We start from the raw sequence: 25,797 nt of genomic DNA on the forward strand, positions 1-25,797 counted from the left end.
GCGGAGCTAACATGTCCAACTGGAGCAACTGGTCCGGCTATGTCACCGCCGAGCCGCAGCTGATCGCCAGCCCCGCCAATGCCGGCGAACTTGGCGATCTCGTGCGAACGGCACCAGGCCCAATCCGCGTCGTCGGTGCCGGTCACTCCTTCACCCCGCTGGTGAAATCTGAGGGCACGATCCTGTCCCTGGAGAAGCTGGAAGGGCTGGTCTCGCATGACGCAGAAAAGCATCAGGCGCGCGTGCGGGCAGGGACGCGGCTTGGTTCCCTGATGCACATCCTGCAAGGCATCGGCCAGGGCCTGCCCAATATGGGCGACATCGACCGCCAGGCGATCGGCGGCGCGCTGGGCACCGCCACTCATGGTTCGGGACCGACGCTCGGCGCCTATCACACGCAACTGGAGACGGTGCAGATCGTCGACGGGCTCGGCAAGGTTCGCGACTTCACCAGGGTAGGGGATCAGGACACGATCCACGCCATCGGCGTCGCGCTCGGTGCCTTCGGCGTCTTGAGCGAAGTGACGCTGAACAACATTGCGACCTACCGGCTGCGCCGCCGTAAATGGGTGCTGCCGATCGCCGACATGCTGCGCGACTTCGAGAAGATGATGACCGCGCACCGCTCGGCCGAATTCTACTACATTCCATTCTCGGGCTATGCGCAGTTCATCGCCAGCGACTTCAGCACCGAGGCGACCACCACGCGCCCGACCGAGGATGATGAGGGCTCCTTGCGCACGCTGCGCCGGTTACGCACCGGGCTCGCGTGGCTGCCGTCGCTCCGCCGGCGGCTGATCCTCGGCGCGGTCGCGAAAGTGCCGGCCGAGGACTATGTGCAGGACTGGCTCAACGTCTATGCCAGCGACCGGCAGACCAAATTCAACGAGATGGAATATCACCTTCCATTCGAGGAAGGGCCAAAGGCCCTGGCCGAAATCATCGAGCTGACCGAAAAGCACTTTCCGGAAGTCTATTTCCCGATGGAGGTGCGCAGCGTCGCGGCCGATCAGTTCTGGCTCTCGCCCTTCTACAACAGGCCAACCTGCTCGATCGCCATCCACCATGATGCGGCCAGCGACCCCTTGCCCTTTATGCAGGCGGCCGAGCCGATTTTCCGCGGATATGGCGGCCGGCCGCATTGGGGCAAGATGCACAGCCTGAAGGCGGCGGACTTCAAGAAGCTCTACCCGCGCTGGGACGATGCCATGGCGGTGCGCCGCGACATCGATCCGCAAAACCGCTTCGTCTCGCCCTATATGGCCGGGCTGTTCGGCATCGGGCCATGAGCGCCTATTTTGCCACGCTTTCTCAGGCGCTAAAACAAGCCGGCATCTTCCAGCCTTGCCTGCTGCTCGACCTTGACCGGCTGGATGGCAATATTGCCTTGGTGAAAGCCAGGCTTGATCCGGGCCTTGCCGTGCGGTTGGTCGACAAGTCGCTCGCTTGCCCGCCGCTGCTTTCGCATATCGGCAAGGCGCTCGGCACGGATCGCTTCATGACCTTCCATCCGCCGATCAGCGCGGCGGTGCTGGAGGCGTTTCCGGATGCGGATCTGCTCTACGGCAAACCGATGCCGGTCAGCGCGGCAAGGGCGGTGCTTTCCAGAGGCGATGTGGCATGGTCGCGGGTTTGCTGGCTGATCGATACGCAGGAGAGGCTGGCTGAATATGGCGCGCTGGCAGCCGAGCTCGGCATCGAACTGCGCATCGCCTTCGAGATCGACGTCGGGCTGCATCGTGGTGGGTTTGCCAGCCCCGAGGCCTTGTCTAAGGCATTGAGTGCGCTGCCGGCGCACAAAGGGCTGCGCTGCGCAGGCGTCATGGCCTATGAGGCGCATGCGCCGCATATTCCTAGCCTGTTCGGTGGCCCGGCCAAGGCGTTGGCGCAGGCCTCGGAACGAGCCGCCGCTTTCGTTGCGCGTCTCGGCGCCGACCAGCGGAGCATTCTCAACATTGGCGGCAGCAAGACCGCGCTGCTCCATCACGGCGGCGCTGCCAATGAAGTGTCGATGGGGTCGGCCTTCGTGCTGCCCAGCGATTTCGACACAGCTGGTCTCGAAGGCTTCCAGCCGGCGGCCTTCATCGCGACGCCGATCCTGAAAGTGGTCGAGCCGATGCTGCCGGGTCCGCCAGCCGTTTCGCGCCTGCTGCAAGCGCTCGGCCGGTTTCCCCGCAAGGGCTGCTATCTCTATGGCGGCAAATGGATGGCCGAACCGGTGTTTCCCCTGGGCATGAAGACGAACGGCCTGCTCGGCCTGTCTTCCAACCAGCAATTCATGGGCCTGCCCGCCGATGCCGCTGCCAGGCCAGGCGATTACGCGTTCCTGCGGCCGACGCAGAGCGAGGCCGTGCTGCAGCAGTTCGGGCCGATCGCGGTGTTTTCCCAGGGCAAGATCGTCGATCGCTGGCCGGTGTTGCCGATGATGTGATCAACTCGGATAATTGACTCAGTCAACTAAATGGTTGATCCTGTGCAGACAGGAGATGCCCATGACGATTCACCATCAGCCCAGCAACGATGCGCCCAACAAGCAGCTGATCGATGCGGTGCGGGCCTTCAATCGCTTTTACACCCGCCAGATCGGACTGCTCGACGAAGGGCTGCTCAAAAGCGCCTTCTCGCTGACCGAGGCGCGCGTGCTCTACGAGTTGGCGCACCGCGACGGCCTGACCGCGACCGACCTCGGGCGCGACCTCGGTCTCGATGCCGGCTATGTCAGCCGTCTGTTGAAGAAGTTCGAGGCCCTTCACCTCATCTCCAGGTCGACGCTGGTTTCGGACGCCAGGCAATCTTCGATTGCGTTGACCCCGGCCGGCCGGAATGCCTTCGCGCCGCTGAACAAGGATTCGCACGACCAGATCGCGGCGCTGCTCGGCCGGCTGCCCGCGTCGGAGCAGGATCGGCTGGTGAAATCCATGCGCACGGTCCAGGCTCTGCTGGGCGAAAGCGCCGAGCCAAGGATCCCTTATCTATTGCGACCGCTTGAGGTCGGCGACATCGGCTGGATTACCCGCCGGCAAGGGATGCTCTACGCGCAGGACTATGGCTGGGACGAAACCTATGAGGCGCTGGTCGCCGAAATCCTCGCGGCGTTCGTCAAATCCTTCGATCCGAAATGGGAACGAAGCTGGATCGCCGAGCGCGATGGCGAGGTGGTCGGCTCGGTCTTCGTCGTGCGCAAATCGGATCAGGTGGCCAAGCTGCGCCTGCTCTATGTCGAACCCTCGGCGCGCGGTCTCGGCATCGGCAAGCGGCTGGTCGAAGAATGCATCGGCTTTGCCCGCGCCAAGGGTTACAAGTCGCTGACCTTGTGGACCAACGACATCCTGACCGCCGCCCGGCACATCTACCAGGTGGCTGGTTTCAAACTGATCGAGGAAGAGCCTCACCATTCCTTCGGCAAGGATCTGGTCGGCCAGACCTGGGATCTCGACCTTTAGCGAAGCCTGTCCGACATCCGTTGCCATGATGCGCGGTTGTTGGCGGCTCGCGCCGATGCTATGGAACACGGGTCGAAAAGGACCCTGGAGCGGCAAACGGTAAGCCCGCTCCCTTCCACCGGCTGGAAGCTCCGTTCCCATGCAATATGGGAACCCACGGCAAGCCCACGGCGTGCTTTTTACGCCCGGCTTGGCGTTCGGGGTTTTCGCTGATCGGCGTTCCTTCGTTTGCCAGGCGCCAACGAAGGAGAAGAAGGATGCCCATCATTCGCGCCGAGACCGGCGTCATCACCCAGATCAATGTCTTCACCGTGCCCGAAGGCGGACAGCAGGCGCTGATCGACCTGCTGCACGAGGCGGCAATGAGTTGCCGCGGCATTCCCGGCTGGATGTCCGCCAGCCTGCACCGAAGTCTCGACGGCACGCGTGTCGTCAATTACGCCCAGGCGCACGACCATGCGGCCATGCGGCAGGTCTTCGAGCATTTGCGCAGCAACGGTTTTCTCGATCGCAACCAGGCCTTGGGCCAGGCCCATCCCGGCCTCTATGAGGTCGCCTGCACCGTGGAATAGGCGGAGCGGCGGACCGTCTCTTGGCCCATGCCAAGGGACGGTTGCTCGATATCTATGACTTGACCGGTATCCAGATCTCCAGCCCGCCATTGCCGCTGCGCGGATCGAACTCCGGGCCATAGCGTTCGAATTCCGGCGCGTCCGCTATTTCGTGCCCGGAGGCCGGCAGCCATTTGTTCCAGATCGTGTTGACGCTGCGGCGGATGGTCGAGATGTGCTCGCGATGCGCGAACACCGCGTATTTCTGCGCCGGTATGCGCACGCGGCTGAATTCCCTGGGAAGGTCGGAAAAGTCTGACACCTCGACGCCGGCGATGTAGTCGAAATTGCCGGCATCGTCGCCATTGACGCAGACGCCATAGGCAACGTCGCCGGTCTCGCCCGGAATGTTGCCGATATAGGGGCCGAAGCGCTGCCATTGCATCGGAATGGCAGCACTGGTCTCGCAGCTGTAGCGCTCGCCGAGCCCGGCGATCAGGAATGGCCGGCTGGTCTCGAAGCGTGGTGGTTCGAGGTTGGCAAGAAAGGACTGGTCCATCAGGATCGGCTCCACGAGGTCGAGGGTTTTGGTCGAGCCCTGCGCGCGCACCAGCTCCGGCGTCGTGCCGAACTGATCGCGGAAGGCACGGGTGAAAGCCTCATGCGAGTTGTAGCCGGCATCGAGCGCCACCGACAGGATGTCGGGCGCCCCGCCGGCCAATCTGCGCGCCGCCTCGGTCAGCCGGCGCGCACGCGCGTAGCCCATGACCGACCGGCCGGTAGCGGCGCCGAAGGCGCGCGTCACATGAAAGCGCGACACGCCGCTGCTTTGGGCGACGTCGTCGAGCGAGATTGCCTCCGGCAGATGGCTCTCGACAAACCACAGTGCTTTCTCGGTCGGGTTCATGGCTGTCCTTCTCGCATCGGCCGGATCATATTGCCACCTCGCCACGCCGCCAGTTTGATCGAAATTGCGCAGCACCTAGATTTGGCCGGGAGAGCCATCGAAGCGATTGCGCAAACGTTTCGATGGCACTATGCTTCATCAAAATCCGCCAAAGCCAATGAGAGCGGACTGGAACACATCATCAGGGAGGAGCGCTTGCCAGCACTCCGTTTGTGCCGCCATGCCGACAATGGCTGAGGTCGCGCGCCGCGCTGGCGTGTCGGTTTCGACCGTCTCGCATGTCATCAACCGCACCCGCTTTGTCTCGCCGGAGAAGGCGCGGCTCATCAATGATGCAATCGCCGCGATGGGCTATCAGCCCAACGAACTGGCGCGGTCGCTGAAAGTGGCCTCGACCAACAGCGTCGGCCTGGCGATCTCGGCGATTTCCAACCCCTATTTCACCGACATAATCTGCGCAGTGGAGGCCGAATGCGCGCGCCTCGGCCTCATGGTGTTCCTGTCCGACACGCAGGAAGACCCTGACCGCGAGCTTTCGGTGGTGCGCGCCTTCCACCAGCGGCGGGTCGACGGCGTTATCCTGGCGCCGTCGGGCGCGCCGCAGCGGGCCATCGACTACCTGGCCGAGAAGAAGCTGCCTTGCGTGCTCATCGACCGTTTCGCCGACGAGCGCTTCGACCAGATCGGTGTCGAGAACCAGTCGTCGATGCGCGCGCTCATCGACCACGTCGCCGCCTTCGGCCACAAGCGCATCGGCTATATCGCCGGCCAGCCGGGCCTGGCGACGACGCGCGAACGCATCGAGGCCTTTCGCGCCTCGCTGGCCGCCAATGGACTTGAATGCCTGCCGCACTATGTTTCGCCGGATAATGTCGACACGGCGAGCGCGACGGCATCGACCCATGCGATCCTGTCCCTGCCGTCGCCGCCCACCGCACTGGTCACGGGCAACAACATGACGACGATCGGAGCGGTGCGGGCGATTCGAGAACGCGGCCTCTCAATACCGGGAGACCTCTCGCTCGCCGGCTTCGACGACTTCGAATGGGCTGATTGCTTCGAGCCGCGGCTGACGCTGGTCGCGCAGCCCTGCACCGAGATCGGACGGCAGGCGGCAGCCTTGCTGTGCGCCCGCATCGCATCGACCGGCTTGGAGCCGCAGGCAGTACGGCTGCAGGCGGCGCTGCAGGTCCGAGAGTCCTGCGCGAGGCCGGCCCCATGAGGTCAGCCCCCACGAGGTCAGCATGAGCGCGCCGCTGCTTTCCGTTACCGGTGCTGTCAAACGCTTCGGCGGCGTTCAGGCGCTGCGCGGTGTCGACTTCGACTTGAAGGCCGGCGAGATCCATGCGCTGCTCGGCGAGAACGGCGCCGGCAAATCCACGCTGATGAACCTGTTGTCGGGTGTCTACACGCCCGATGAAGGTACCATCCACATCGACGGCAAGCCGGTCGCCTTCAACAATCCGCGCGAGGCGCAGGCGGCCGGTATCGCCACCATTTTCCAGGAGCTCGACCTCGTGCCGACGCTCGACGTGGCGGCCAACTTGTTCCTCGGCCGCGAATTGATGCGGCCTGGCGGCTTCCTCGACGTGCCGGCGATGCGTAGCGAGGCTCGTAGGCGGCTCGAAGCCATCGAGTTGGCCATCGACCCGGCCAGCATGGTGGCGAACCTGTCGATCGGCCAGCGCCAGGTCGTGGCGATTGTCAAGGCGCTGTCCTACGCCTCGCGCGTGCTCATCATGGACGAGCCGACGGCGGCGCTCACGGTGGGTGAGGTCGACCGGCTGTTCGACATCATGCGCAAGCTCGCCGCCAGCGGCGTCGGCATCGTCTACATCTCGCATCGCCTGGAAGAGGTGCCGCAGATCGCCGACCGGGTGACGGTCATGCGCGACGGCCGCGTCGCCGGCGTCACCGAGCCGCACGCCCCACAGGCCGAGCTGGTCCGGCTTTTGGTCGGGCGGCCGCTGGACGAGCTTTATCCCGAACGGTCAAGGGCGGCCGGCAAGACGTTGCTCAGCCTGCGCGATGCGCGCTTCAGGCTCGCCCATGAAAGCGCTGGTTGGCAGCCGCCGGCTGGCGTCTCGCTCGACGTCAAGGCCGGCGAGATCGTCGGGCTGGCCGGGATCATGGGGGCGGGGCGCACCGAGCTGCTCAGCGCGCTCTACGGCACCGGCCTGTCCGGCCGCTGGGAAGGCGAGGTCGCCATCGATGGCCGGTCGGTGAAACTCGATTCCATCAAGGCCGCGCGCGACGCCGGCATCGCCTTCGTCACCGACGACCGGCGCGGCAGCGGGCTGATGCTGAGAATGGCGGTGGGCCTCAACCTGGTCATGTCGGTCATCCGCCGCATCTCACCCTTCGGCCTGATGTCGTCGCGCCGCCAGGCGGATGCGGTGAAGCAGTCCTTTGGCCAGTTCGATATCAGGCCGAAGAATCCCGACATCGCTGTCGGCGCGCTGTCCGGCGGCAACCAGCAGAAGGTGGTGCTGGCCAAGGAGATCCTCGGCAATCCCCGGCTGTTGCTGCTCGACGAGCCGACTCGCGGCGTCGACGTCGGTGCCAAGGGCGAAATCTACGCGCGGCTCAGGCAGTTGGCGGCGCAAGGGCTCGGCATCCTGGTCGCCTCCAGCGAGATGCCGGAGCTGATCGGTCTGTGCGACCGGATCGTCGTGCTGCGCGAAGGGCGCAACGTGGCGGAATTCATCGGCGGCGTCGACGAGCACACGGTGCTTGACGCGGCAAATGGCAGGGAGGCCTGATGTCTGAACAGAAGATCTCGGAGGCAAGCGGTCCGGTGGCCGCGGCACCGGTGCATCGCGATCCGCTCGCTTTGGTGGTGCGCTTCCAGAGCCTGATCGGCCTGGTCGTGGTGGCGATCGGCGGCATCATCTTCTCACCGCGCCGGCATGGCCAGATACTGTTCCTCGACCCCGACAACATCGCCAACATCGTGCGCGCCGTGTCGGAGACCGGCATCATCGCCATCGGCATGACCTTCGTCATCATCACCGCCGGCATCGACCTGTCGGTTGGCGCGGTGCTCGGCCTGTCCAGCGTCGTCACGGCATCGATGATGATCTCGGGCGGTTTCGGGCTCATTCCCACCATCCTCGCGGTGCTCGTCATGGGCATCGTCTTTGGCGCGATCCAGGGCACCATCTCCACCCGGTTCCGGCTGGAGCCGTTCATCGTCACGCTCGCCGGCCTGCAGGCGGCGCGCGGCCTGGCGCTGGTCGTGTCGGGCAACCAATACATCAACATTTCCTATGGCGACGGGCCGGGCCTGGCACCGCCGGTGTTTGCGATCCTCGGCGAGCGGCTGTTCAACAACACCGTGCCGGTCGCCACCATCGTCTTCATCGTCTTTGCCGCGATCGCGACGATCGTGCTCAACACCACGCGCTTCGGCCGCTATGTCTTTGCCGTCGGCGGCAATGAGCGCGCGGCGCGCATTTCCGGCGTGCCTGTCTCGATGGTGAAGATCTCGGTCTATGCCATCACCGGCTTTGCCGCCGCTCTTGCCGGCATCGTGCATGCCGGCCAGTTCAATTTCGGCAGCGCCAATGACGGCATGGGCTACGAACTCACCGCGATCGCCGCCGTGGTCATCGGTGGCACCAGCCTGTTCGGCGGCGCCGGCTCGATGGTGGGCACCGTCGCCGGCACCATCATGCTGGGCGCGCTCGCCAATATCCTGCAGCTCAACAACATCACGCCCGCCATGCAGTTGCTCGCGACCGCCGCGATCATCGTGCTGGCCGCAGTGCTTCAATCCCTCGTTCGCCGCCGCGAGGGTTTGGGTCGTTAGGAGGAAAGCGGCAGCAAGTTGAAGTCAAACCAAGGTCTGGCCCCCGGCCCGACGAGGAGGAGAGTGAGTATGAAAACCATAAGACAAGGAACGAGGCGCGCGCTTCACGCCATGCTTCTGGCAGGCGCTGGCCTGTGCATTGCGGGAGCCGCCCAGGCTGCCGAACCGTTGGTCAAGGCCTGCGCCAAGGACGGCCAGTTCATCATCGGCTTTTCGCAGGCGAACAATGCCGAGCCCTACCGCCAGCATGTCAATGACGAGCTGACGGCGGCGGCCAAGGAAGTACCGGGCTTTACGCTGCAGATCGCCGACGGCGCCGGCAACGTCAACACGCAGACCTCGCAGGTCGACAACTTCATCACCCAGAAAGTCGATCTGCTGCTGATCTCGCCCTTCGAGGCGGCACCGCTGACGCCGGCAGTGAAGCGCGCCATGGATGCCGGCATCCCTGTCATCGAGCTCGACCGCAAGACGGTCGGCGATCCCGGCAAGGACTACACTGCCTTCATCGGCGGCGACAATTACAAGATCGCGCTCGAAGCCGGAAAATACACCGCCAAGACCTTGCTGCCGGACGGCGGCGAGGCGGCGGTGCTGGAAGGCTTGCCGAGCTCGACGCCGGCAGTGGAGCGGCTGAACGGCTTCAAGGACGGCGTCAAGGAGAATGCCAAGATCCAGGTCGTGGCCGAGCAGGCCGCCGACTGGGTGCCGGACAAAGCCCAGACCGCCTTCTCGGCCATGCTCCAGGCGCATCCCGATATCAAGGTGCTCTACGCCTCGAACGACATGATGGCGGCCGGCGCGTTGCTTGCCGCCAAGGGCGCAGGCAAGCAGGTCAAGATCATCGGTACCGACGGCTTGCCAGGCCCGGCAGGCGGCATCGAGGCGGTGGCCAAGGGCGACTGGGCGGCGACCTTCACCTATCCGACGGGCGCCAAGGAAGCGATCGAGATGTCGAAGAAGATCCTGCTCGATTGCGCTACTTCGGTGGATACGACGGTCACCGTCGACACGACCGCGATCACGCCGGAGAACGCCAAGCAGCTGGCGGGGAAGTAAGCCCGTCTGCCTGTAGACCATCCGATCCAGGGCGGGTTCACGCGAACCCGCCCTGTCTACGTTCGCAACCTTCTCCGGCACTCGAAGGGTGGTGGCAAGGGATTGACAGCGGCAGAGGATATGTCTTTAACAGTTCTGTTATTACATAACAGACGGAGATGTTGTATGCGCCTTCTCTGACGAGGTCGCAGGCTGCTGGTGCCACGATGGTGACAGGACCAGTCGAAAAGAATCGTTGCGATGCGTCCGGGGCAAAACTACGATTGCCCGGTGATGGTCCCCGCGCCGAAAGGCAAGGGGTGAAAAGGGAACACGGTGAGACCCTCAAAGGTCGAGACCGTGGCTGCCCCCGCAACTGTAAGCGGTGAGCAAGATCCGAAATGCCACTGGCCGGCAAGGCTGGGAAGGCAGGATTGCGCCGAGACCCGCGAGCCAGGAGACCTGCCATCACTGAGTTGACCGGACGGGGTGTGCCGGGAGGAAACGTGGACGTCGGTCTTGTCGGCCGGCTCGCCAACATCCTTCCGTCGCCAGTTTTGGAAAGTGACGGAAAGTTGGACGGCTCCATCGATCATCGCATCATCGTGTGCACGCTTTGCCGTGACGTCCCGACCGGCATCAGGTCGGGCGAAAGCCTGTGCGCCGATTTGCGCTCCCGGCTCTCGGCCCATCATCAGCCCGCCGTGGCGCATGGCTTCACGATCGAAGGCGTCGAGTGCATGGCGGGCTGCGCGCGGCCGCTGACGGTGGCCTTCCAGGCGCCGGGCAAGGCTTCCTATCTTTTCGGCTCCATCGACGCCGAGGCCGACGCCGGTGATCTCGTGCGATTTGCAAGGCTATACGCCTCGCTCGCTGACGGCTGGTGCAATTCCGGACAACGTCCGCCGCGACTGGCGGGCAAGACGCTGGCCCGTATCCCCGGGCCGGGCAAGTTTGCGGGCAACAGCCGATGACGATGCCGCTTCTCGAAGCCCGCGACCTCTGCGCGACGGCGAACGGCCGGGATCTGGTCCATGCGGTCAGCCTGTCGGTGGCATCAGGCGATCGTCTCGCCATCATCGGCCCCAATGGCGCCGGCAAGACCACGCTGCTGCGCATGCTGTCGGGCATGCTCCGGCCAAGTGCGGGCGAGGTGAAGCTTGGCGGACGCCGTCTGGACAGGATCTCGACCGCCGAACGGGCCCTGCACATCGCCGTCGTCGGCCAGACCGACCAGCCCGATCCGCGGCTTGCGGTGATCGACTATGTCGAGCTTGGCCGCGTTCCGCATGCCGGATTGAGGTGCAGGAGCGAGGAACGCGACATCGTCGTCGACGCGCTTCGCCGGACCGGCCTGTTGCCGCTGCTTGGCCGCGCCATCGGCTCGCTGTCAGGCGGCGAACGCCAGCGTGCCCAGCTGGCGCGCGCCATCGCACAGCAACCGAAAGTGCTGTTCCTCGACGAGCCAACCAACCATCTCGACCCGCGCGCCCGTGGCGAGCTGCTCGAACTCGTGGCCGGCTTCGGCATGACGGTGATCGCGGTGCTGCACGATCTGGCTCTGGTGGCGCCGTTCGCCACCAGGGTCGCGGTGATGAACGAAGCCCGGCTGCATGCGCTGGCCGCGCCGCGCAAGGCGCTGACCCAGAAACTGATCCGCGAGATTTTCGGCGTCGACGTGTTTCGCCTGCGCCATCCGACCGAGGACCGCGAACTGACGGTGTTCGATGTTCCGAACCGCGCCGCACCCCCTTCCTGATCGAAACCCATCCGTCATTCGACACTGTTCAACCAAGGAGCAAAATCCGTGAAACGTCTCGCTCTGTCGCTTGTCTTCTCGCTGCTGGCCTCAACAGCCTTCGCCTTCCCCGTCACCGTCGATAGCTGCGGCAAACCGCTGACCTTCGATGCGCCGCCCAAGCGCGCCGTCATCCATGATCTCAACATGGCCGAGATGGCCTTCGCGCTGAAGCTGCAGCCGTCAATTGTCGGCCTGACCGGCATCACCGGATGGTACAAGGTCGGCGCCGAATTCAAGGCCGAACAGGGCTCCATCCCGGAACTGGCGCCCAAATACCCGACGCTCGAAAACCTCGTCGCAGTCGAACCCGATTTCTTCTTCGCCGGCTGGTACTATGGCATGAAGCCGGGCGGTGACGTGACGCCCGACACGCTAGCCCCGCACGGCATCAAGACGCTGGTGCTGACCGAGAGCTGCGTCCATCTCGACAAGAACCGCCCCGCCGCCTCGATGGACCTGCTCTATGGCGACGTCGAAAAGCTCGCCAAGATTTTTGGCAAGGAGGCGGACGCGGAAAAGCTTGTCTCCGGCTGGAAGGCGCAATTGGCTGACATCACCGCCAAGGTCGGCAGCGCCAAGGGGACGCGGGTGTTCCTCTATGATTCCGGTGAGGACAAGCCGTTCACCGCCGGAAAATTCGCCATCCCCAGCGCCATGATCACGGCAGCCGGCGGCGACAACATCATGGCCGACATGGACACCAGCTGGGGCAATACGGACTGGGAAACCGTGGCGTCGCGCAATCCGCAATTCCTCATCCTGCTCGATTACCAGGACGGCGGCGGCTACAAGAAATTGCTTGAGCTCCTGAAGGCGCATCCGGCAATGAAGGAAACGGACGCGGTCAAGAACGAGCGCTTTGTGGCGCTGCGCTATGCCGAACTGACAACTGGACCGGCGAACATCGAGGCGATCGCCAAGATCGCCAAGGCGATGCATCCGGAAGCGTTCTGATGCTTCTTGCCCCTGGGCATAAATCCGGTGCGCTTTCAGGGCACAAGGCATTCGGGCTGGCGATAGTGGCGGGCGCGGTGGCGGCCGTCGCCCTCGTGCTGCTGTCGATCGCGTATAGTTCGACGCTGATCCCGCTGACCGACGTCATCGCCTCGCTTGGCCATGCCGTCGGGTTGAACGAGCACCAGGTGTCGGGCCCGGTCGGCAAGATCGTCGTCGATCTCAGGCTGCCACGCACCATCGTGGCGGTCTGTGTCGGCGGCGGCCTCGGCACAACAGGTGCCTTGCTGCAGACGGTGACCCGCAACGATCTCGCCGATCCCTTCCTGTTCGGCCTGTCGTCGGGCGCCGCTGCAGGAGCTGTTTCCGTCATCACCGTCCTCGGCGACAGTTTCGGCATCTGGACCTTGCCGGTCGCCGCGTTCACCGGCGGCATATTGGCCGCCTGCATCGTTCTGCTGCTGGTCGCGCGGGTGCGGGGGCAGGGGCCGGAACGGCTGATCCTCGCCGGCCTTGCCGTCTCCTTCCTGTTCACCGCCCTGACCAACTATCTGGTCTTTGCCGGCGACCAGCGCGCCGCCCATTCGGTGCTGTTCTGGACGATGGGCGGGCTCGGTCTGGCGCGCTGGGACAATGTCTGGCTGGGCGCCTTGGGAGCCGGCGCTATTGCGGTTTACGGGCTGTGGAACCACCGCAGGCTGGATGCCTTCCTGGCCGGTGAAAGTGCCGCAGAAAGCCTTGGCGTGCCGGTGGCGCGGATGCGCAGGACGACGTTTCTCGTTGCCGCCTTTTCGACGGCAATTCTCGTCTCGGTCGCCGGTGTCATCGGCTTTGTCGGATTGATGATCCCGCATCTGTCGCGGCCGCTGGCCGGTCCCTTGCATCTGCGCCTGATCGCCAGCTGCGCGTTGTTCGGCGCGGTGCTGTTGCTGGCCAGCGACCTTCTGGCGCGAACCCTGCTGCCGCCGCAGGAACTGCCCATCGGCATCATCACCAGCTCGCTCGGTGCCTTCTTCGTCGTCACGCTGGTCGTGCGAAACCGGCTCTGAGCGCGCTAGGCCAGAGCTTGCCGGTTCAGACCGTCCAGAAATAGCGCACGATGTGAAAGAAGATCGGGGCCGCGAAGACCAGGCTGTCGGTACGGTCCATCATGCCGCCATGGCCTTCGATGAGATGCCCCCAGTCCTTGACGCCCTGGTCGCGCTTGATGGCCGAGGCGACCAGCCCGCCCAGAAAACCCATCGAGCATGCGACGAAGGCGACACACGCCGCCTGCAGCGGCGAGAACGGCGTCACGAACGACAGAAGCGCGCCGAGCAGGCTTGCCGACACCAGCCCGCCGATCAGGCCTTCCCAGGTTTTCGACGGCGAGACGGTCGGCGAGAAACGGTGTTTTCCGAACAGCTTGCCGAAGATGTATTGCAGTACGTCGCTGCCTTGCACGACGATGATCAGGAAGGCGATCAGCAACAAATTGCGGCCTTCGAAGCCCGGCACGTCGAGCGTCAGCAGCGCTGGAACATGGCTGACGCAATAGACCGAGATCATGACAGCCCATTGCTGCGCGGCGATCCGCTCGAGAAAGCGCTCGGTGTCGCCATGCAACGCGGTGATGGCCGGCATCAGCAGGAAGCAATAGACCGGAATGAAGATGACGAAGAGGCCGTACCAGGCGGTCCACACCAGCCAGTATTGAAACGGGATGATGATGCCGAACATGCCAAGCAGCACCCAATGATCGCTGCGGCGGGTATGCGTCAGCGTCACGAATTCTCGCAGCGACGCAAACGAGATCAGCGCGAACAGGATGGTCAGCCCGTAACGGCCGAAGAAGAAGGCGACCGTCATCAGCGCCACCATCACCCACCAGGCGTTGATGCGCTGGGTGAGATTGATCAGTGTCGAACTGAGCGGCTTCGGCGCCCGCGCCGAAAGTATTGCGGCGACGATGCTGGCAGTCGTCAGCACCACCAGCAGGCCGATGATCAGGATCGAGATGTCGTGGCGCATCAATCGTCTCGTTCGGGACGCGGGTTGAGCGCCAGAAGCGTGGCGTGGGCTCGGTCGAGGAAGGCGCGGCGCTCTTCGCCCGGGGCCACCGTCACCGGCGCGCCGAAGACGACGCGGCACAAAAGCGGCACCGGCAGGAACTGGCCCTTGGGCAGCACGCGCGACATGTTCTCGATCCAGCACGGGATCAGCTCGACCTCAGGCCGCGCCATCGACAAATTGTAGAGCCCGGAGCGGAAGGGCAGCAGCGGCTCCTCGGTCATGTTGCGGGTGCCTTCGGGAAACAGGATCAGCGAGTGGCCCTGGTCGAGGACGGACAGCATGATCTCGATCGGGTTTTCCTCGGGCTTCGTCCATTGCCGGTTGATGAGCACGGACGACAGCATGTCCTCGGCGATAAAGCGGCGCAGCCGCGATTTTCCCCAATACTCGCCGGCTGCCACGGCATGGGTGATCGCGCGCTCCTTTTCGCTGAGGCACGCCGACAAGAGGATGAAGTCGCCATGGCTGGTGTGGTTCGCGAAGTAGATGCGCTGCCGGTCCGACGGCATGCTGCCGTTCCAGATCGGGCGCACCCCGGTCACCACCCAGGCCAGCGCCGAGAGTCCGACGGAGGTTACCGTCTGCAGCAGCGTAAAAGTCTTTAATGCAAGCTTGCTCATCGCGGTGCCCAGAATCCGGCCGCCAAAAGCATCACCACAAACAGGCCAAAGGCTATGCGTTGCCTGGTCAGCAAACGGCGCGTACCGGCCATGCGCTCGTCCAGCGAACGTGTGGAGGACGGCAGCGGTTTCAGGCGCATGCGCGCCAGCATGCCGTCCACCGCGGCACCAGCGGAAGCCTCGTCGTCATGGCTGGCCATCAGCCGGAACAGCAGCGCATCGAATGCCAGCAAAGCCGACAGCGCCAGCACGGCGACCGCGCTCACGGCAGTGAGCGACAGCGCGAGGGCCGCGGGCAAGGTCTCGAAGGCGCCGCGCGCCGAGGCGGCCAAGGGCGCCAGCACGTTCGCGGCCACGACAACCGCCGCCGGCCATGCGGCCTGCCGCATCAGCATGCGAGCGAAGCGATCGGTGCTTTCCTGATAGGCATTGCCGGTCATGATGCCGCCCGCTCGGTGGTCTCGACCAGATGAACCGGCCGGCCGGCGGCCTTAAGCATCTCGCGGGCCAGGGCCGGTGTCCTGGCCCTGCCGGTCGCCACCAGCCATTCGGCGACAACGCAGGCGCTGCGCTGGAAACCGAGCGCGCAGCAGACCAGCACCGTGCCGTCGCGGCGCGCTTTCTCCAGCGCGCCGGCCGCCTGTTGCCGCATCATCACGGGCGGCGGCAACAGGTCGACCATCGGCAAGCTGATCCAGCGGCACGTCGCTCCCGCCGGCCTTTCAAGTTCGGCGGCGAGGTCGATGACCGTGCCGAAGCCGTTGGCCTCGCTTGCCGAGGGAAAGCGTCCGAGAAAGACGCCGTCGGCCACCGCGACCTGCGGAACAAGCTCGCGCGTCCATGCCCATATGTTTGCCCTGGCGCCGAGACGGTAAGGCAAGAGCAGGATGCGGCTTGCGAGCGTGATGCTGCCATCCACGGATTTCTGGAACACTTTTGCGCCGGCTCCGGCATAGGCGAAGGCAACGATGGCCAGCGCCAAAGCCGGCCAAAGCAAGATGAGTGCGACGGCGGAAAGGAAGGAGCCGAACGCGGCGCCGGCCAGAGCAAGGACGCTACCCAGTCCATAGAACAGCGCCAGCCGGCGGGCTTTCGCGTCGCTGGTCAGCCGGAAGCCCGAAAACGGCAATTCGCCGCCGCGCGGAAACAGCCAGAGCGCGAAAAAGCCGAGCAACGCTCCGGTCGGGATATCGATGAAATGATGCTGCCAGGTCGTCAGCACCGAAGCGCCGATCAGGAAGCACCAGCCATGCCAGAGCGGCAGCAGAAAGCCACCGAGCCGGTGGCGCCAATGGTCCCAGATGATCACCAGCAGGGCGATGTGCAGCGAGGGTGCCTGGTTGAATGGCTTGTCGAAACCGCCAAGCACGGCAAACATGAAGCCCGGCAGGCCGGTCGTTTGCGGCCGCACGAATGTCGCGGTCAGCGGGAACAGGATGAAGCAAGTGACGGCGACGATCTGCGCGGTGAGATAGCGGCCGGCCAGGCGGTCGACCCCTTGCCGGTTGTCGTTGAGCAGCAGCGACAGGCCGTAGAACAGATTGATCGACCAGTAGGGCACGATGGTCCAGGCGACGAACGGGATGCTGTGCTCCCAGGCGAACACGATGCTGCCGACGTCGTCGCGCCGCGACGCCAGCCAGTTGGCGAAGCCATAGGTCAGGTAGAAGAACGGCGCCAGGAACGCCAGCCACAAAGCTGCCCTGACGACCACCCGGCTGTAGGGTTCGGCGGCGACGATGGCTGCAGATTGCGAAGCGTCAGGGTCAGTCGGCATGCCTGGTTGGTCCTACAGGCGCCGTGCGACCGAGACGGTGAAGATGCCCCACTGGTCGATGCGCTGGTCGAGTTTCTCGAAACCGGCGGCTTCGACGAGCTGGTCCATTTCACCTTGCGTGCGCCGCCGCATGACCCAGGCCTGGCCGCCGCGATGCGAGGTCAGGCTGCGCGCGATCATCTCGAGCTGCGGATGCCAGGGCTGGTTGGTGTAGAGGAGCAGGCTGCCCGGCTGCATGGCGCGGGCCAGTCCGCCGAGCGAACGGGCGATCATCGCATTGTCGGAGAACAGTTCGTAGAGGCCGGAGACGATGGCGAGGTCCGGCGCCGGATCGATCGCCGCGAGCATGTCGGCATCGAAAGCGTCGGCGCGCCGGAACGAGACGCTGGCCGGCAATTGCCGCTCGGCGATCAGCTTGCGGCCAAGCTCGACATTGAGGTCGGAATAATCCTGCAGGCGTACGCTTGCCGGCTGGTCGGGGCTCTTCACGATGGCATCGAGGACATAGCGGCCGTGGCCGGCGGCGATGTCGAGAATGTGGGCCGGCCGGCTGGCGGCCTTCAGCGTCGTCAGCGCGGCGCCGATGAGTTCTTCGAGATGCAGCTTGCGCTGGCGGATGCCGCGCCAGCCGATGGCCTCCAGGAAGATGCGGTCGACGAAGCGGCCAAGCGGCGTCAGCCCGCGGGCGTCGTTCTCGTAGACATAGTCCAGCGTCGAGCCGGAATCGAAACCGGTGGTGACGCCGGCCTTCATGCCCGACGAGACCCAGGCGCCCATGCGGATGGAGGCGCGGCTGAAGGCCCAATAGAGGCCTTTGGGCGACAACAGGTCGAGAGGCGAGGCAAGCCTGTCGGCCTCGTCGCGCGTGTAGCCGGCAATATCCGCCTGCCTCAGGTCGACCGGTGCGTCCGGCGCCGTGAACTGCCTGGCCAGGAACGGCCGGATCAGGTCGAGGGCCTGCGCCCGATCGCGCTCGCCCAGCGTGTCGTGGAAGAAACCCGGCAACACATGGCGTTCCTTGGTCCGGCTGCCGAGATTGACGAAGAATTCGTGCTGCGGGCCGTGGCGCACCACCCAGTCGCTTCCCGAAAGCAGAAGCTGCGTCGGCACGGTGATGGCGCGGGCGTCGGCAACGATGCGGGCGGCGTGCTGGTAGAGTTCGACCAGGATGTTGGAGGCGATCGGCCGCGTGATCAGCGGATCGCTCTCGAACGAGGCGATGCGCACGGGGTCATGGGTCAGGAATTTCGCCTTGACGTAGGAGTTGACGAAAAAACGGCCCTTGAGCCTTTGCCAGAGCGCGATGCCCTCCTTGGCGAAGGGCACGTAGAGCTTGACCGAAAAGGCCGGCGAGGCCAGCACCATGGCGCGCAGTTTCGGCGCATAATCGTGCACCCAGGCGGCGGCAAGCACGGCGCCGAAGGACTGCGCGATCAGCGCAATGTCCTGCATGGCGAAGCCGTCCCTGGCGGCGATCTCGCGCATGAAGCAGTCTATGTCGCGCACCAGCGCCGAGAAGGACGGAGCATAGCCGCGTTCGCCGGATGAACGGCCGTTGCCGCGGGCATCCCAGGCGTAGAAGGCGTGATCCGGCATGTGCAGTTCGTCGACGAGATGGGCCATGCGGCCGCCATGTTCATGGCCGCGATGGAAGAGCACCACCGCGCCGTTGGCATCGGCGGAGGCCGCCGGCCAGAACCGGTAGAAGATCTCGGTCCCGTCATGGCTGTGGAAGACACGCTCTTGTGCCTGCCGGCCAAGGTTTTCGGCAGCCGCTGCAATCGGTCCGTGCATCATGGTCTTTCCCTCTGGCGGCATGGCGAGCCCCTGTGCTCAGCTGGCGCTGCCAATAAGACCGGCGCGTATCCGGTTTATGGCGGTCAGCAGTGAAAGCGTTGCCATGGCCGGAAACACAAACGCCGCGATGGATGATGGCCACAGCCCGGCGGCGCACAGGACCGCCACCACGCCCAGCGCCAGCGCCCTGTCGCTCTTGCCAAACGGCCCGGCATAGTTGCGTCCGATGCCGGCGGCGATGCCGAGCACACCGGCGAACTCGGTCAGCACCGCGGTGATGGCGAAAGCGATGACGCCCCATGCGCTGAACAGCGTAAAGGCGGCGAAAGGCAGGATCAGCGCCAGGTCCGAAACGACATCGCAAATCTCGTTCAGATACATGCCGAGTGTCGAAGCTTGGCCATGTTCGCGCGCCAGCATGCCATCCACGGCGTTGAGCGCCATGCGCACGAACAGCACCACGGGAATGAGCAGCAGCGGCCAGCGCCATTCGTGCAGGATCGCGATGGCCGCTCCTGCCGCGATCGACATCAGGGCCGCCAGTATGGTGATGCTGTTGGCGGTGACGCCGATTGCCGCCAGCCGGTTGACCAGCGGCCGCAGTCTTCCCTGGAAAGCCGGCTTGAGCGCGTAAAGCGTCGGCATGGCGTCGATCCCCCGATCCTGACTTGCGGCTGTACATGAATATGTCATACGCGACCAGCGGCCGCAGCGCCCAAACGGGTACTCGCGGCCTTGATGGGGCCGGTATTTGAACGTCGCCTGGCGATGCTCGGTCGCTGCGTACCCCATCTCGGGTCACGGCCCTCACCAGTCGCTAACCATGATCATGCCATGCACATTTGCCGGCTTCCGGGGCGACGCAGCCGCTTGAATAGTAAGCACGCTTATTATATATACCGCTCATGGTTTCAGATGGCATCGACAGATTGGGATTTTTGATCCACGACGTGCAACGCCTGATGCGCAAGCGTTTCGAGACGCGCGCCAGTGGGCTTGGCCTGTCCTCGGCGCAATGGCGCCTCATGGTGCGTGTCGCCAAGGAGGAGGGAGTCACCCAGGCCCGGCTCGCTGAACTGCTCGAAATCGAGCCGATCAGTGTCTCGCGCCTTGTCGACCGGATGGAAGAGGGCGGCTGGATCGAGCGCCGCGCCGACGCCGCCGACCGCCGCGTGCGCATGATTTTCCCGACCGCCAAGGCAAGCGCTGCCTATGCCGAGGTCAAGAGCCTCGCCGGCGAAGTCTATGAGGAGTCGCTTGTCGGCGTTTCTCCGGAGGACCGTCGCGTCCTGATCAGGGCGCTCGATGCGATGGCACAGAATCTGGCGGACGGCGATACCTCGGAAAAAGTCGAGCCTACGAAAGGCGCAGCAGCATGAACGCGGTAGCCAAGATAGACGAAAACGCCGCCAAGGTGGAGATGGAGGCGCCGGCCCAACCGGTTGCCGTTCCTGTTGCGGTCGCTCCTCCCATGGAGCCGGTCCCGGCGCCGAAGAAGAAGCGCCGCATGGGCCGCTTCTTCTTGATGTTTGCCTTGCCGGCGGCGCTGATTATCGGCGGCGGCTATGTCTGGGTGACCGGTGGACGCTATCAGGAAACGGAAAACGCCAATCTGCAGCAGGCCAAGGTGTCGATCGCCTCGGACACGGCGGGCCGCATCGTCCAGGTTGCGATAGCGGACCATCAGATGGTCAAGCAGGGCGATCTTCTGTTCACAATCGACCCCGAGCCTTACCGGATCGCGCTTGCCCAGGCCGACGCCGCGGTTGCCGCGGCGCGCCTCAACGTCGAGCAGCTGCGCGCCGCCTACAGCCAGTCGACGGCGCAGGAGAAGTCCGCCAGCAGCGAGGTCGACTACGCCCAGTCGCAATATGACCGCGCCGCCGATCTCGCGCAGAAGGGCATCAACGCCAAATCGTCGCTGGATGAAGCCCGCAACGACCTCGACAAGGCAAAGCAGCAGGTCGCCGTCGCCCAGCAAGGCATCATCAGCGCCAAGGCCGCACTCGGCGGCAACCCCGACATCGAAACCGACAAGCATCCGACCGTGATGGCCGCGCTCGCCGCGCGCGACAAGGCCGCCTACGACCTGGCGCGGACTACGGTGAAGGCGCCCGCCGATGGCGTCATCTCCCAGGCCTCGTCCTTCAAGGTCGGCCAGTATGTCGGCTCCGGCACGCCGCTGTTTTCGCTGGTCGAGACCAACGACACCTGGATCGATGCCAATTTCAAGGAAACCCAGCTCACCAACATGAGGCCAGGCCAGAAGGCCGAGATCGTCGTCGACACCTATCCGGGCAAGACCTTCGAAGCGACGGTCAAGGCGATCGGTGCGGGAACGGGTGCTGAATTCTCGCTGCTGCCCGCCCAGAACGCCACCGGCAACTGGGTCAAGGTCACGCAGCGCATTCCGGTGCGCCTGGAGCTGACCGATCCCGACGCCAAAATGGCGCTGCGGACCGGCATGAGCGCCTCTGTCACCGTCGACACCGGCGTCGCCCGCGGTTTTCCCGCAATATTCGGTCACGCCACGGCTGGCGAGCCCGCGCAGTAAAGTCAGCGGAAGCCCGCGGCGGCCAGGCGGGTGGAAGTGGATAGCAGGGATTGGTCTGATGGGAGGAGTGGGAAGGATCAGCGTTTGGTTCGGGCCGCGTCGCGGCCAGGCCGAAATCTGAAATCTTCGTGACGGACCCTTCGGTCCTCATGTTTCCGGGCGGCAGGCATCCGCTCATCAGAGACTTTCGATCGATGTAACCCCCACATCGATAATCGCGTCCCACCGCGATGAGGGTCTTCAACGGAAGGCGTTGCCGCCCGGACACCCTATGTACACGTTTTTGTTACCTGCTGGAAGTTCCGCATCATGAGCACGCCAGAACCTTTCAAGGAAGTGCCGCATCGCGGCCTGATCACGGTTGCGCTCATGCTGGCGACGATCATGCAGGCGCTCGACACCACCATCGCTAACGTCGCGCTGCCGACGATGACCGGCGATCTCGGTGCCTCCCCGGACAACATCAACTGGGTGCTGACATCCTATATCGTGGCAGCCGCCATCATGACGCCGGTCACCGGCTGGCTCGCCGACCGTTTCGGCCGCAAGGAATTGTTCCTGACGGCGGTGGTCGGCTTCACCATCTTCTCCATGCTGTGCGGCCTGGCATGGAGCCTTGAAACCATTGTGCTGTTCCGGCTGATGCAAGGCGTGTTCGGCGCCGCCATCGTGCCGCTGTCGCAGACATTCCTGCTCGACATCAACCCCAAGGAGCGTCACGGCCAGGCCATGGCCATCTGGGGTGCCGGCATCATGCTGGGACCGATCCTGGGCCCGACGCTAGGCGGCTGGCTGACCGACAATTTCAACTGGCGCTGGGTGTTCTTCATCAACCTGCCGGTCGGCATCGTCGCCTTCCTTGGCATGGCGGCCTATCTGCCGGCCGTTGCCCGGCGGGTGCGCAGCTTCGACTTCTTCGGCTTTGCCATGATATCGCTCGGCGTCGGCGCGCTGCAGCTGATGCTGGACCGCGGCGGCGAGGTCGACTGGTTTTCCTCGGTCGAGATCTGGATCGAACTCGGCCTGGCCATCACCGGCTTCTGGGTGTTCATCATTCACACAGTGACGGCGGAACATCCCTTCATCGATCCGAAGATCTTCCTCGACCAGAATTTCGTGACCGGCCTGGCGTTCATCTTCGTCATGGGTGTGCTCATCCTGGCCTCGATGTCGCTGCTGCCGCCAATGCTGTCGACCATTTTCGGCTATCCGACCATCACCATCGGTGTCGTCATAGGTCCGCGCGGTATCGGCACGATGGTTTCGATGCTCGTCGTCGGGCGGCTCATGGGCAAGATCGACGCCAGGATTCTCGTCGTCATCGGCTTTCTGCTGACCGCCCAGTCGCTCTACACCATGGCGAGCTTCACCCCGCAGATGGATAACTGGCTGATCATCAGCTCCGGCGTCATCCAGGGCCTGGGGATGGGAATGGTGTTCGTGCCGCTGTCGACGGTTGCCTTCGCCACGCTCGACGCACGCTACCGCACCGACGCGACCGCGCTGTTCAGCCTGGTGCGCAATCTTGGCTCGTCGATCGGCGTCTCGGTCGTGACGGTGCTCTTGGTACGCAACACGCAGATCAACCACGCCGAGCTTTCAGCCTTCATCAACCCGTTCAATCCTAACCTCTGGGCGGTCTCGCCGGCGGCCGCGGGCGGCGATCCGATGGCGCTGTCGGAGGTCGATCGCATGGTCAATCTCCAGGCGATGATGATCTCCTACGTCAACGACTTCAAAATCCTGATGGTGATGACGCTGCTCGCCATCCCGTTCGTCTTCCTGCTGCGCAAGCCGAAGGCTGCGCCGGCCGGCGGCGGCGCACCTGCAGCGCATATGGACTAGGCCCTCGGGCCGCCGCCGCGGTGCCTGCGGTCAAATGCGGCTCCCCGACGCCGGGTCGAAGAAATGCACGGTCGACTTTCGCAGGGAAAGCATGACGGTCTCATCCGGTCTCAAAATGACGCGCTCGCGCAGCACGCAGACGAGTTCGTGGCCCGCCATTTCGACAGAAAGATGCGTCTCCGCGCCCGTGGGCTCGACGACAATTACCCTGGCCGCTGCGCCGGTTGCGCTGTCGATGTGAATGTCTTCCGGACGCACGCCCAGCACGAGGCGCCGCCCTGCGGCTGTGGCAGGAATGGCTGACAGCGGGATAATCGATCCGTCGTCCAGTTCGAGGCCGGGATGAGGATTGTCGCGCGCTGTTCCTTCGATGAAATTCATCGCCGGCGATCCAAGGAATCCGGCGACGAACATATTGACCGGCCGGTCGTACAGGTCGAGCGGCGAGCCGATCTGCTCGATCCTGCCGCCATTGAGCACGACGATCTTGTCGGCCATCGTCATCGCCTCGATCTGGTCGTGTGTGACATAGACGATGGTCGATTTGAGACGCTGGTGCAGCGCCTTGATCTCGGAGCGCATCTGCACGCGCAGCTTGGCGTCGAGGTTGGAGAGCGGCTCGTCGAACAGGAATACCTTGGGATCGCGCACGATGGCGCGGCCCATGGCGACGCGTTGGCGCTGGCCGCCCGACAACTGGCGCGGATAGCGCGCGAGCAGCGGCTGCAGCCCCAGGATCGATGCCGCCGTGTCTACCTTTTCCTTGATCTCGGCTTTCTTGGCGCCGGCGAGTTCGAGGGCGAAACCCATATTTTGCGCGACGGTCATCTGCGGATAGAGCGCATAGTTCTGGAACACCATGGCGATGTCCCGTTCCTTCGGCTGCAGATGATTCACCACTCGCTCGCCGATCGATATCTCGCCGCCCGAGATGGTTTCGAGCCCGGCAATCATGCGCAGCAGGGTCGATTTTCCGCAGCCCGAAGGGCCGACGAGGATGACGAACTCGCCATCCTCAATGTCGACGCTGACCCCATGGATCACGGGGGTCGCACCATAGGACTTCTTCACGTCGACGATCTGGACAGAAGACATCTTGTAGCCCCGTTTACTAGCGCCGTGGCCTGGCGCGGATGGCTTGATATGGCTTGCCGGGTAACTCGACCCCGAAAGCAGCGTCCGCCTTGCCCCCCGCGCACGACCGAGCCATGGCGTGTTGGATGCGGGATCGGCGCCGCCACTTTCCTCGCCGGCGTCACGGTCATCTCCCAGGCGTCGATCACATCGACGTCGTAGTCGCCATCTTCCAGCGGCAGGCCGGTCGACCAGATGACCGGCTGATGCTCGCCAAGATAGATGTAGCGAAGATCGCCGTCTCTGGCGCCGGAGACCCGACTCCACGGCCAGGCACCGTTGTGGCCCATCGGCTCCAACCCATTGCTGACGTCCTCTTCGATGAGGTTGCGCAGGAAGCCGATCCGCTTCCACGCCTCGCCGTGAAGCCGGCCGCCCTTGGCCCACCAGATTAGATCCTGGGGGGTGCATGTAGGTTTCGCCATGCCCGGCATAGCCGCCGCGCATGACGGTGAGCCAGAAGCGGTGCACCAGTTCTTCGGCACTGATGTTGCCCCATGGGAAGACGATGTTGCCTTCATATTCAGGTTCGTCGTTGACGACCGGCTTGCCGTAGGCGTCGCGCCATTCGGGCGTGCGTTTCACATCCCAGTTCTGGATGCAGACATGGCTGACCCATGGCTTGCGGTGGTCGAAATTCATCGACTGCTCACCATTGTGGATCGATTTCAGATGTTGGTAGGGGTCGTTTTCCTCGAGGATATGGAAGTAGCGGTCCCACTGCGCCATCGGCTTGGTGTCGAGCAGGAAATCGTACTCGTTGGCCAACGACCACCAGACGTTGCGGTAGGCGGCAAGCCGTGCGGCGAGGTAGGCGACATAGCGGAAATCCTGGGCCGCGCTCATGTTGGCGTAACCCCAACGGTCATAGGGATGGAAGATGATGATATCGGCTTCGATGCCGAGATCGCGCAACTCGCCGACCTGCGTCTCGAAATGGCGGAATGCAACAGGGTTCGGCCGGTCGAAGTCTTCCTTGCCGTCCGGCCCGGTCTCGAAGATCGCATACAGTGCGGGATTGGTGTTGAAGGGATAGTCCTTCGGGAAGACGCCCATGCGTAACTTGTTGAAACGTGCCGTCTTCAACGTCGCCAGCGTCTCGGCCTGCATGTCGAGCGGCTGGTGCGTCCAGGCATAGCAAGTGGTGCCGAACGGGAAGTAGGGCGTGCCGTCGGCGTAGGCGAAATGGAATTTGTTGCGCACGTGCACCGGGCCGTGGTTGCCGGACGAAGGTGCCACCGCCTCGAAGGCGCCGCTCTTGCCCGCCAGTGACGGAATGGTGGAGTGCGTGATGTAGCTCCAGCTGCCTTCATTGTCCGGCATGAAACGGATGCGATAGGTGCCGTCGCCATCGTAGAAGCCGGGAACCGCGACGCTGCGGCTGGCTTGCGAAAAACTGGCGGAGAACTCGATCTCGGCAAAGGGATTGCCACCCGCGGGCCCCTTCAGTTCGATCTCGAATATGTCCCATTTCTCGACTGTCGTGCCGTCGGCCATGCGTGGTTCCTTGCGT

At 64.2% G+C, this 25,797-nt stretch carries 23 protein-coding genes, 1 pseudogene and 1 riboswitch; of the genes and pseudogenes, 15 read left to right on the forward strand and 9 right to left on the reverse strand.

The window, feature by feature from the left end; translation table 11 throughout:
* Positions 1-11 precede the first annotated feature (11 nt).
* The 4 genes from HB778_RS26150 to HB778_RS26165 all read left to right on the forward strand — a co-directional run bounded on the left by HB778_RS26150 (position 12) and on the right by HB778_RS26165 (position 4,015).
* Complete coding sequence (locus tag HB778_RS26150; protein ID WP_183458133.1) at positions 12-1,289, forward strand: D-arabinono-1,4-lactone oxidase; 1,278 nt, start codon at positions 12-14, stop codon at positions 1,287-1,289.
* Positions 1,286-2,431 carry a DSD1 family PLP-dependent enzyme gene (locus tag HB778_RS26155; RefSeq protein ID WP_183458135.1) on the forward strand — a complete coding sequence of 382 codons (1,146 nt, stop codon included), beginning with the start codon at positions 1,286-1,288 and terminating at the stop codon, positions 2,429-2,431. Before HB778_RS26150 ends, HB778_RS26155 begins: the two co-directional genes overlap by 4 nt.
* A gap of 61 nt (positions 2,432-2,492) precedes the next feature.
* Entirely contained in the window at positions 2,493-3,443 is a 951-nt protein-coding gene (locus HB778_RS26160; protein WP_183458137.1) for a bifunctional helix-turn-helix transcriptional regulator/GNAT family N-acetyltransferase, read from the forward strand.
* Positions 3,444-3,700: 257 nt separating this feature from the next.
* Positions 3,701-4,015, forward strand: coding sequence for an antibiotic biosynthesis monooxygenase family protein (locus HB778_RS26165; RefSeq protein ID WP_095202389.1), 315 nt, complete (start codon positions 3,701-3,703; stop codon positions 4,013-4,015).
* Between the two features lie 52 nt (positions 4,016-4,067).
* On the opposite strand, the gene HB778_RS26170 is transcribed toward HB778_RS26165, so the two are convergent.
* A complete protein-coding gene (locus tag HB778_RS26170; protein WP_183458139.1) occupies positions 4,068-4,901 on the reverse strand; it encodes an AraC family transcriptional regulator in 834 nt (277 codons plus the stop codon).
* A 229-nt stretch (positions 4,902-5,130) separates the two neighbouring features.
* On the opposite strand from HB778_RS26170, the gene HB778_RS26175 reads away from it, so the two are divergent.
* From HB778_RS26175 to HB778_RS26210, 8 genes are all read left to right on the forward strand, one after another.
* Positions 5,131-6,123, forward strand: coding sequence for a LacI family DNA-binding transcriptional regulator (locus tag HB778_RS26175; RefSeq protein WP_244661624.1), 993 nt, complete (start codon positions 5,131-5,133; stop codon positions 6,121-6,123).
* Between the two features lie 22 nt (positions 6,124-6,145).
* Positions 6,146-7,663 (forward strand): sugar ABC transporter ATP-binding protein, encoded by a 1,518-nt coding sequence (locus tag HB778_RS26180; protein WP_183458143.1) that lies wholly within the window; start codon positions 6,146-6,148, stop codon positions 7,661-7,663.
* On the forward strand, positions 7,663-8,712 hold the full coding sequence (locus tag HB778_RS26185; RefSeq protein ID WP_095202386.1) for an ABC transporter permease: 1,050 nt from the start codon (positions 7,663-7,665) through the stop codon (positions 8,710-8,712). Before HB778_RS26180 ends, HB778_RS26185 begins: the two co-directional genes overlap by 1 nt.
* Positions 8,713-8,781: 69 nt before the next feature.
* A complete protein-coding gene (locus HB778_RS26190; protein WP_095202385.1) occupies positions 8,782-9,771 on the forward strand; it encodes a substrate-binding domain-containing protein in 990 nt (329 codons plus the stop codon).
* Positions 9,772-10,028: 257 nt separating this feature from the next.
* Positions 10,029-10,234: riboswitch (cobalamin riboswitch) on the forward strand.
* 22 nt (positions 10,235-10,256) lie between these two features.
* Complete coding sequence (locus HB778_RS26195) at positions 10,257-10,724, forward strand: DUF1636 family protein (RefSeq protein WP_244661625.1); 468 nt, start codon at positions 10,257-10,259, stop codon at positions 10,722-10,724.
* Positions 10,721-11,509: an ABC transporter ATP-binding protein gene (locus HB778_RS26200; RefSeq protein ID WP_183458145.1), complete on the forward strand. Its 789-nt coding sequence runs from the start codon at positions 10,721-10,723 to the stop codon at positions 11,507-11,509. Before HB778_RS26195 ends, HB778_RS26200 begins: the two co-directional genes overlap by 4 nt.
* Positions 11,510-11,557: 48 nt before the next feature.
* Positions 11,558-12,505 carry an ABC transporter substrate-binding protein gene (locus HB778_RS26205; RefSeq protein ID WP_183458147.1) on the forward strand — a complete coding sequence of 316 codons (948 nt, stop codon included), beginning with the start codon at positions 11,558-11,560 and terminating at the stop codon, positions 12,503-12,505.
* Positions 12,505-13,554 carry a FecCD family ABC transporter permease gene (locus HB778_RS26210; RefSeq protein ID WP_183458149.1) on the forward strand — a complete coding sequence of 350 codons (1,050 nt, stop codon included), beginning with the start codon at positions 12,505-12,507 and terminating at the stop codon, positions 13,552-13,554. Before HB778_RS26205 ends, HB778_RS26210 begins: the two co-directional genes overlap by 1 nt.
* 25 nt (positions 13,555-13,579) lie before the next feature.
* Here HB778_RS26210 and HB778_RS26215 read toward each other — a convergent pair whose 3' ends face one another.
* Genes HB778_RS26215 through HB778_RS26240 form a run of 6 tightly spaced genes read right to left on the reverse strand, consistent with a single transcriptional unit; the run spans position 13,580 to position 19,396 of the window.
* Positions 13,580-14,515, reverse strand: a complete 936-nt coding sequence (locus HB778_RS26215; protein ID WP_183458151.1) for a phosphatidate cytidylyltransferase — start codon at positions 14,513-14,515, stop codon at positions 13,580-13,582.
* A complete protein-coding gene (locus HB778_RS26220) occupies positions 14,515-15,177 on the reverse strand; it encodes a lysophospholipid acyltransferase family protein (protein ID WP_183458153.1) in 663 nt (220 codons plus the stop codon). The genes HB778_RS26215 and HB778_RS26220 overlap by 1 nt, the downstream gene beginning before the upstream one ends.
* Positions 15,174-15,617, reverse strand: a complete 444-nt coding sequence (locus HB778_RS26225; RefSeq protein WP_183458155.1) for a hypothetical protein — start codon at positions 15,615-15,617, stop codon at positions 15,174-15,176. The genes HB778_RS26220 and HB778_RS26225 overlap by 4 nt, the downstream gene beginning before the upstream one ends.
* Positions 15,614-16,954: a phosphatase PAP2/dual specificity phosphatase family protein gene (locus tag HB778_RS26230; RefSeq protein WP_183458157.1), complete on the reverse strand. Its 1,341-nt coding sequence runs from the start codon at positions 16,952-16,954 to the stop codon at positions 15,614-15,616. The genes HB778_RS26225 and HB778_RS26230 overlap by 4 nt, the downstream gene beginning before the upstream one ends.
* A 12-nt stretch (positions 16,955-16,966) precedes the next feature.
* Positions 16,967-18,751: a bifunctional alpha/beta hydrolase/class I SAM-dependent methyltransferase gene (locus tag HB778_RS26235; protein ID WP_432421207.1), complete on the reverse strand. Its 1,785-nt coding sequence runs from the start codon at positions 18,749-18,751 to the stop codon at positions 16,967-16,969.
* Between the two features lie 36 nt (positions 18,752-18,787).
* On the reverse strand, positions 18,788-19,396 hold the full coding sequence (locus tag HB778_RS26240) for a CDP-alcohol phosphatidyltransferase family protein (protein WP_183458159.1): 609 nt from the start codon (positions 19,394-19,396) through the stop codon (positions 18,788-18,790).
* Between the two features lie 260 nt (positions 19,397-19,656).
* On the opposite strand from HB778_RS26240, the gene HB778_RS26245 reads away from it, so the two are divergent.
* The 3 genes from HB778_RS26245 to HB778_RS26255 all read left to right on the forward strand — a co-directional run bounded on the left by HB778_RS26245 (position 19,657) and on the right by HB778_RS26255 (position 23,150).
* Complete coding sequence (locus tag HB778_RS26245) at positions 19,657-20,130, forward strand: MarR family winged helix-turn-helix transcriptional regulator (RefSeq protein WP_019857459.1); 474 nt, start codon at positions 19,657-19,659, stop codon at positions 20,128-20,130.
* Positions 20,127-21,305, forward strand: coding sequence for an HlyD family secretion protein (locus HB778_RS26250; RefSeq protein ID WP_183458161.1), 1,179 nt, complete (start codon positions 20,127-20,129; stop codon positions 21,303-21,305). Before HB778_RS26245 ends, HB778_RS26250 begins: the two co-directional genes overlap by 4 nt.
* Before the next feature lie 309 nt (positions 21,306-21,614).
* Complete coding sequence (locus HB778_RS26255; protein WP_183458163.1) at positions 21,615-23,150, forward strand: DHA2 family efflux MFS transporter permease subunit; 1,536 nt, start codon at positions 21,615-21,617, stop codon at positions 23,148-23,150.
* A 30-nt stretch (positions 23,151-23,180) separates the two neighbouring features.
* On the opposite strand, the gene HB778_RS26260 is transcribed toward HB778_RS26255, so the two are convergent.
* Both HB778_RS26260 and HB778_RS26265 read right to left on the reverse strand, forming a co-directional pair.
* Positions 23,181-24,245, reverse strand: coding sequence for an ABC transporter ATP-binding protein (locus HB778_RS26260; protein WP_183458165.1), 1,065 nt, complete (start codon positions 24,243-24,245; stop codon positions 23,181-23,183).
* Between the two features lie 16 nt (positions 24,246-24,261).
* A pseudogene (locus HB778_RS26265) lies at positions 24,262-25,781 on the reverse strand (DUF5060 domain-containing protein).
* Positions 25,782-25,797: the final 16 nt, after the last annotated feature.

The sequence above is a fragment of the Mesorhizobium huakuii genome, from assembly GCF_014189455.1.
GTDB classification, from domain to species: domain Bacteria; phylum Pseudomonadota; class Alphaproteobacteria; order Rhizobiales; family Rhizobiaceae; genus Mesorhizobium; species Mesorhizobium huakuii_A.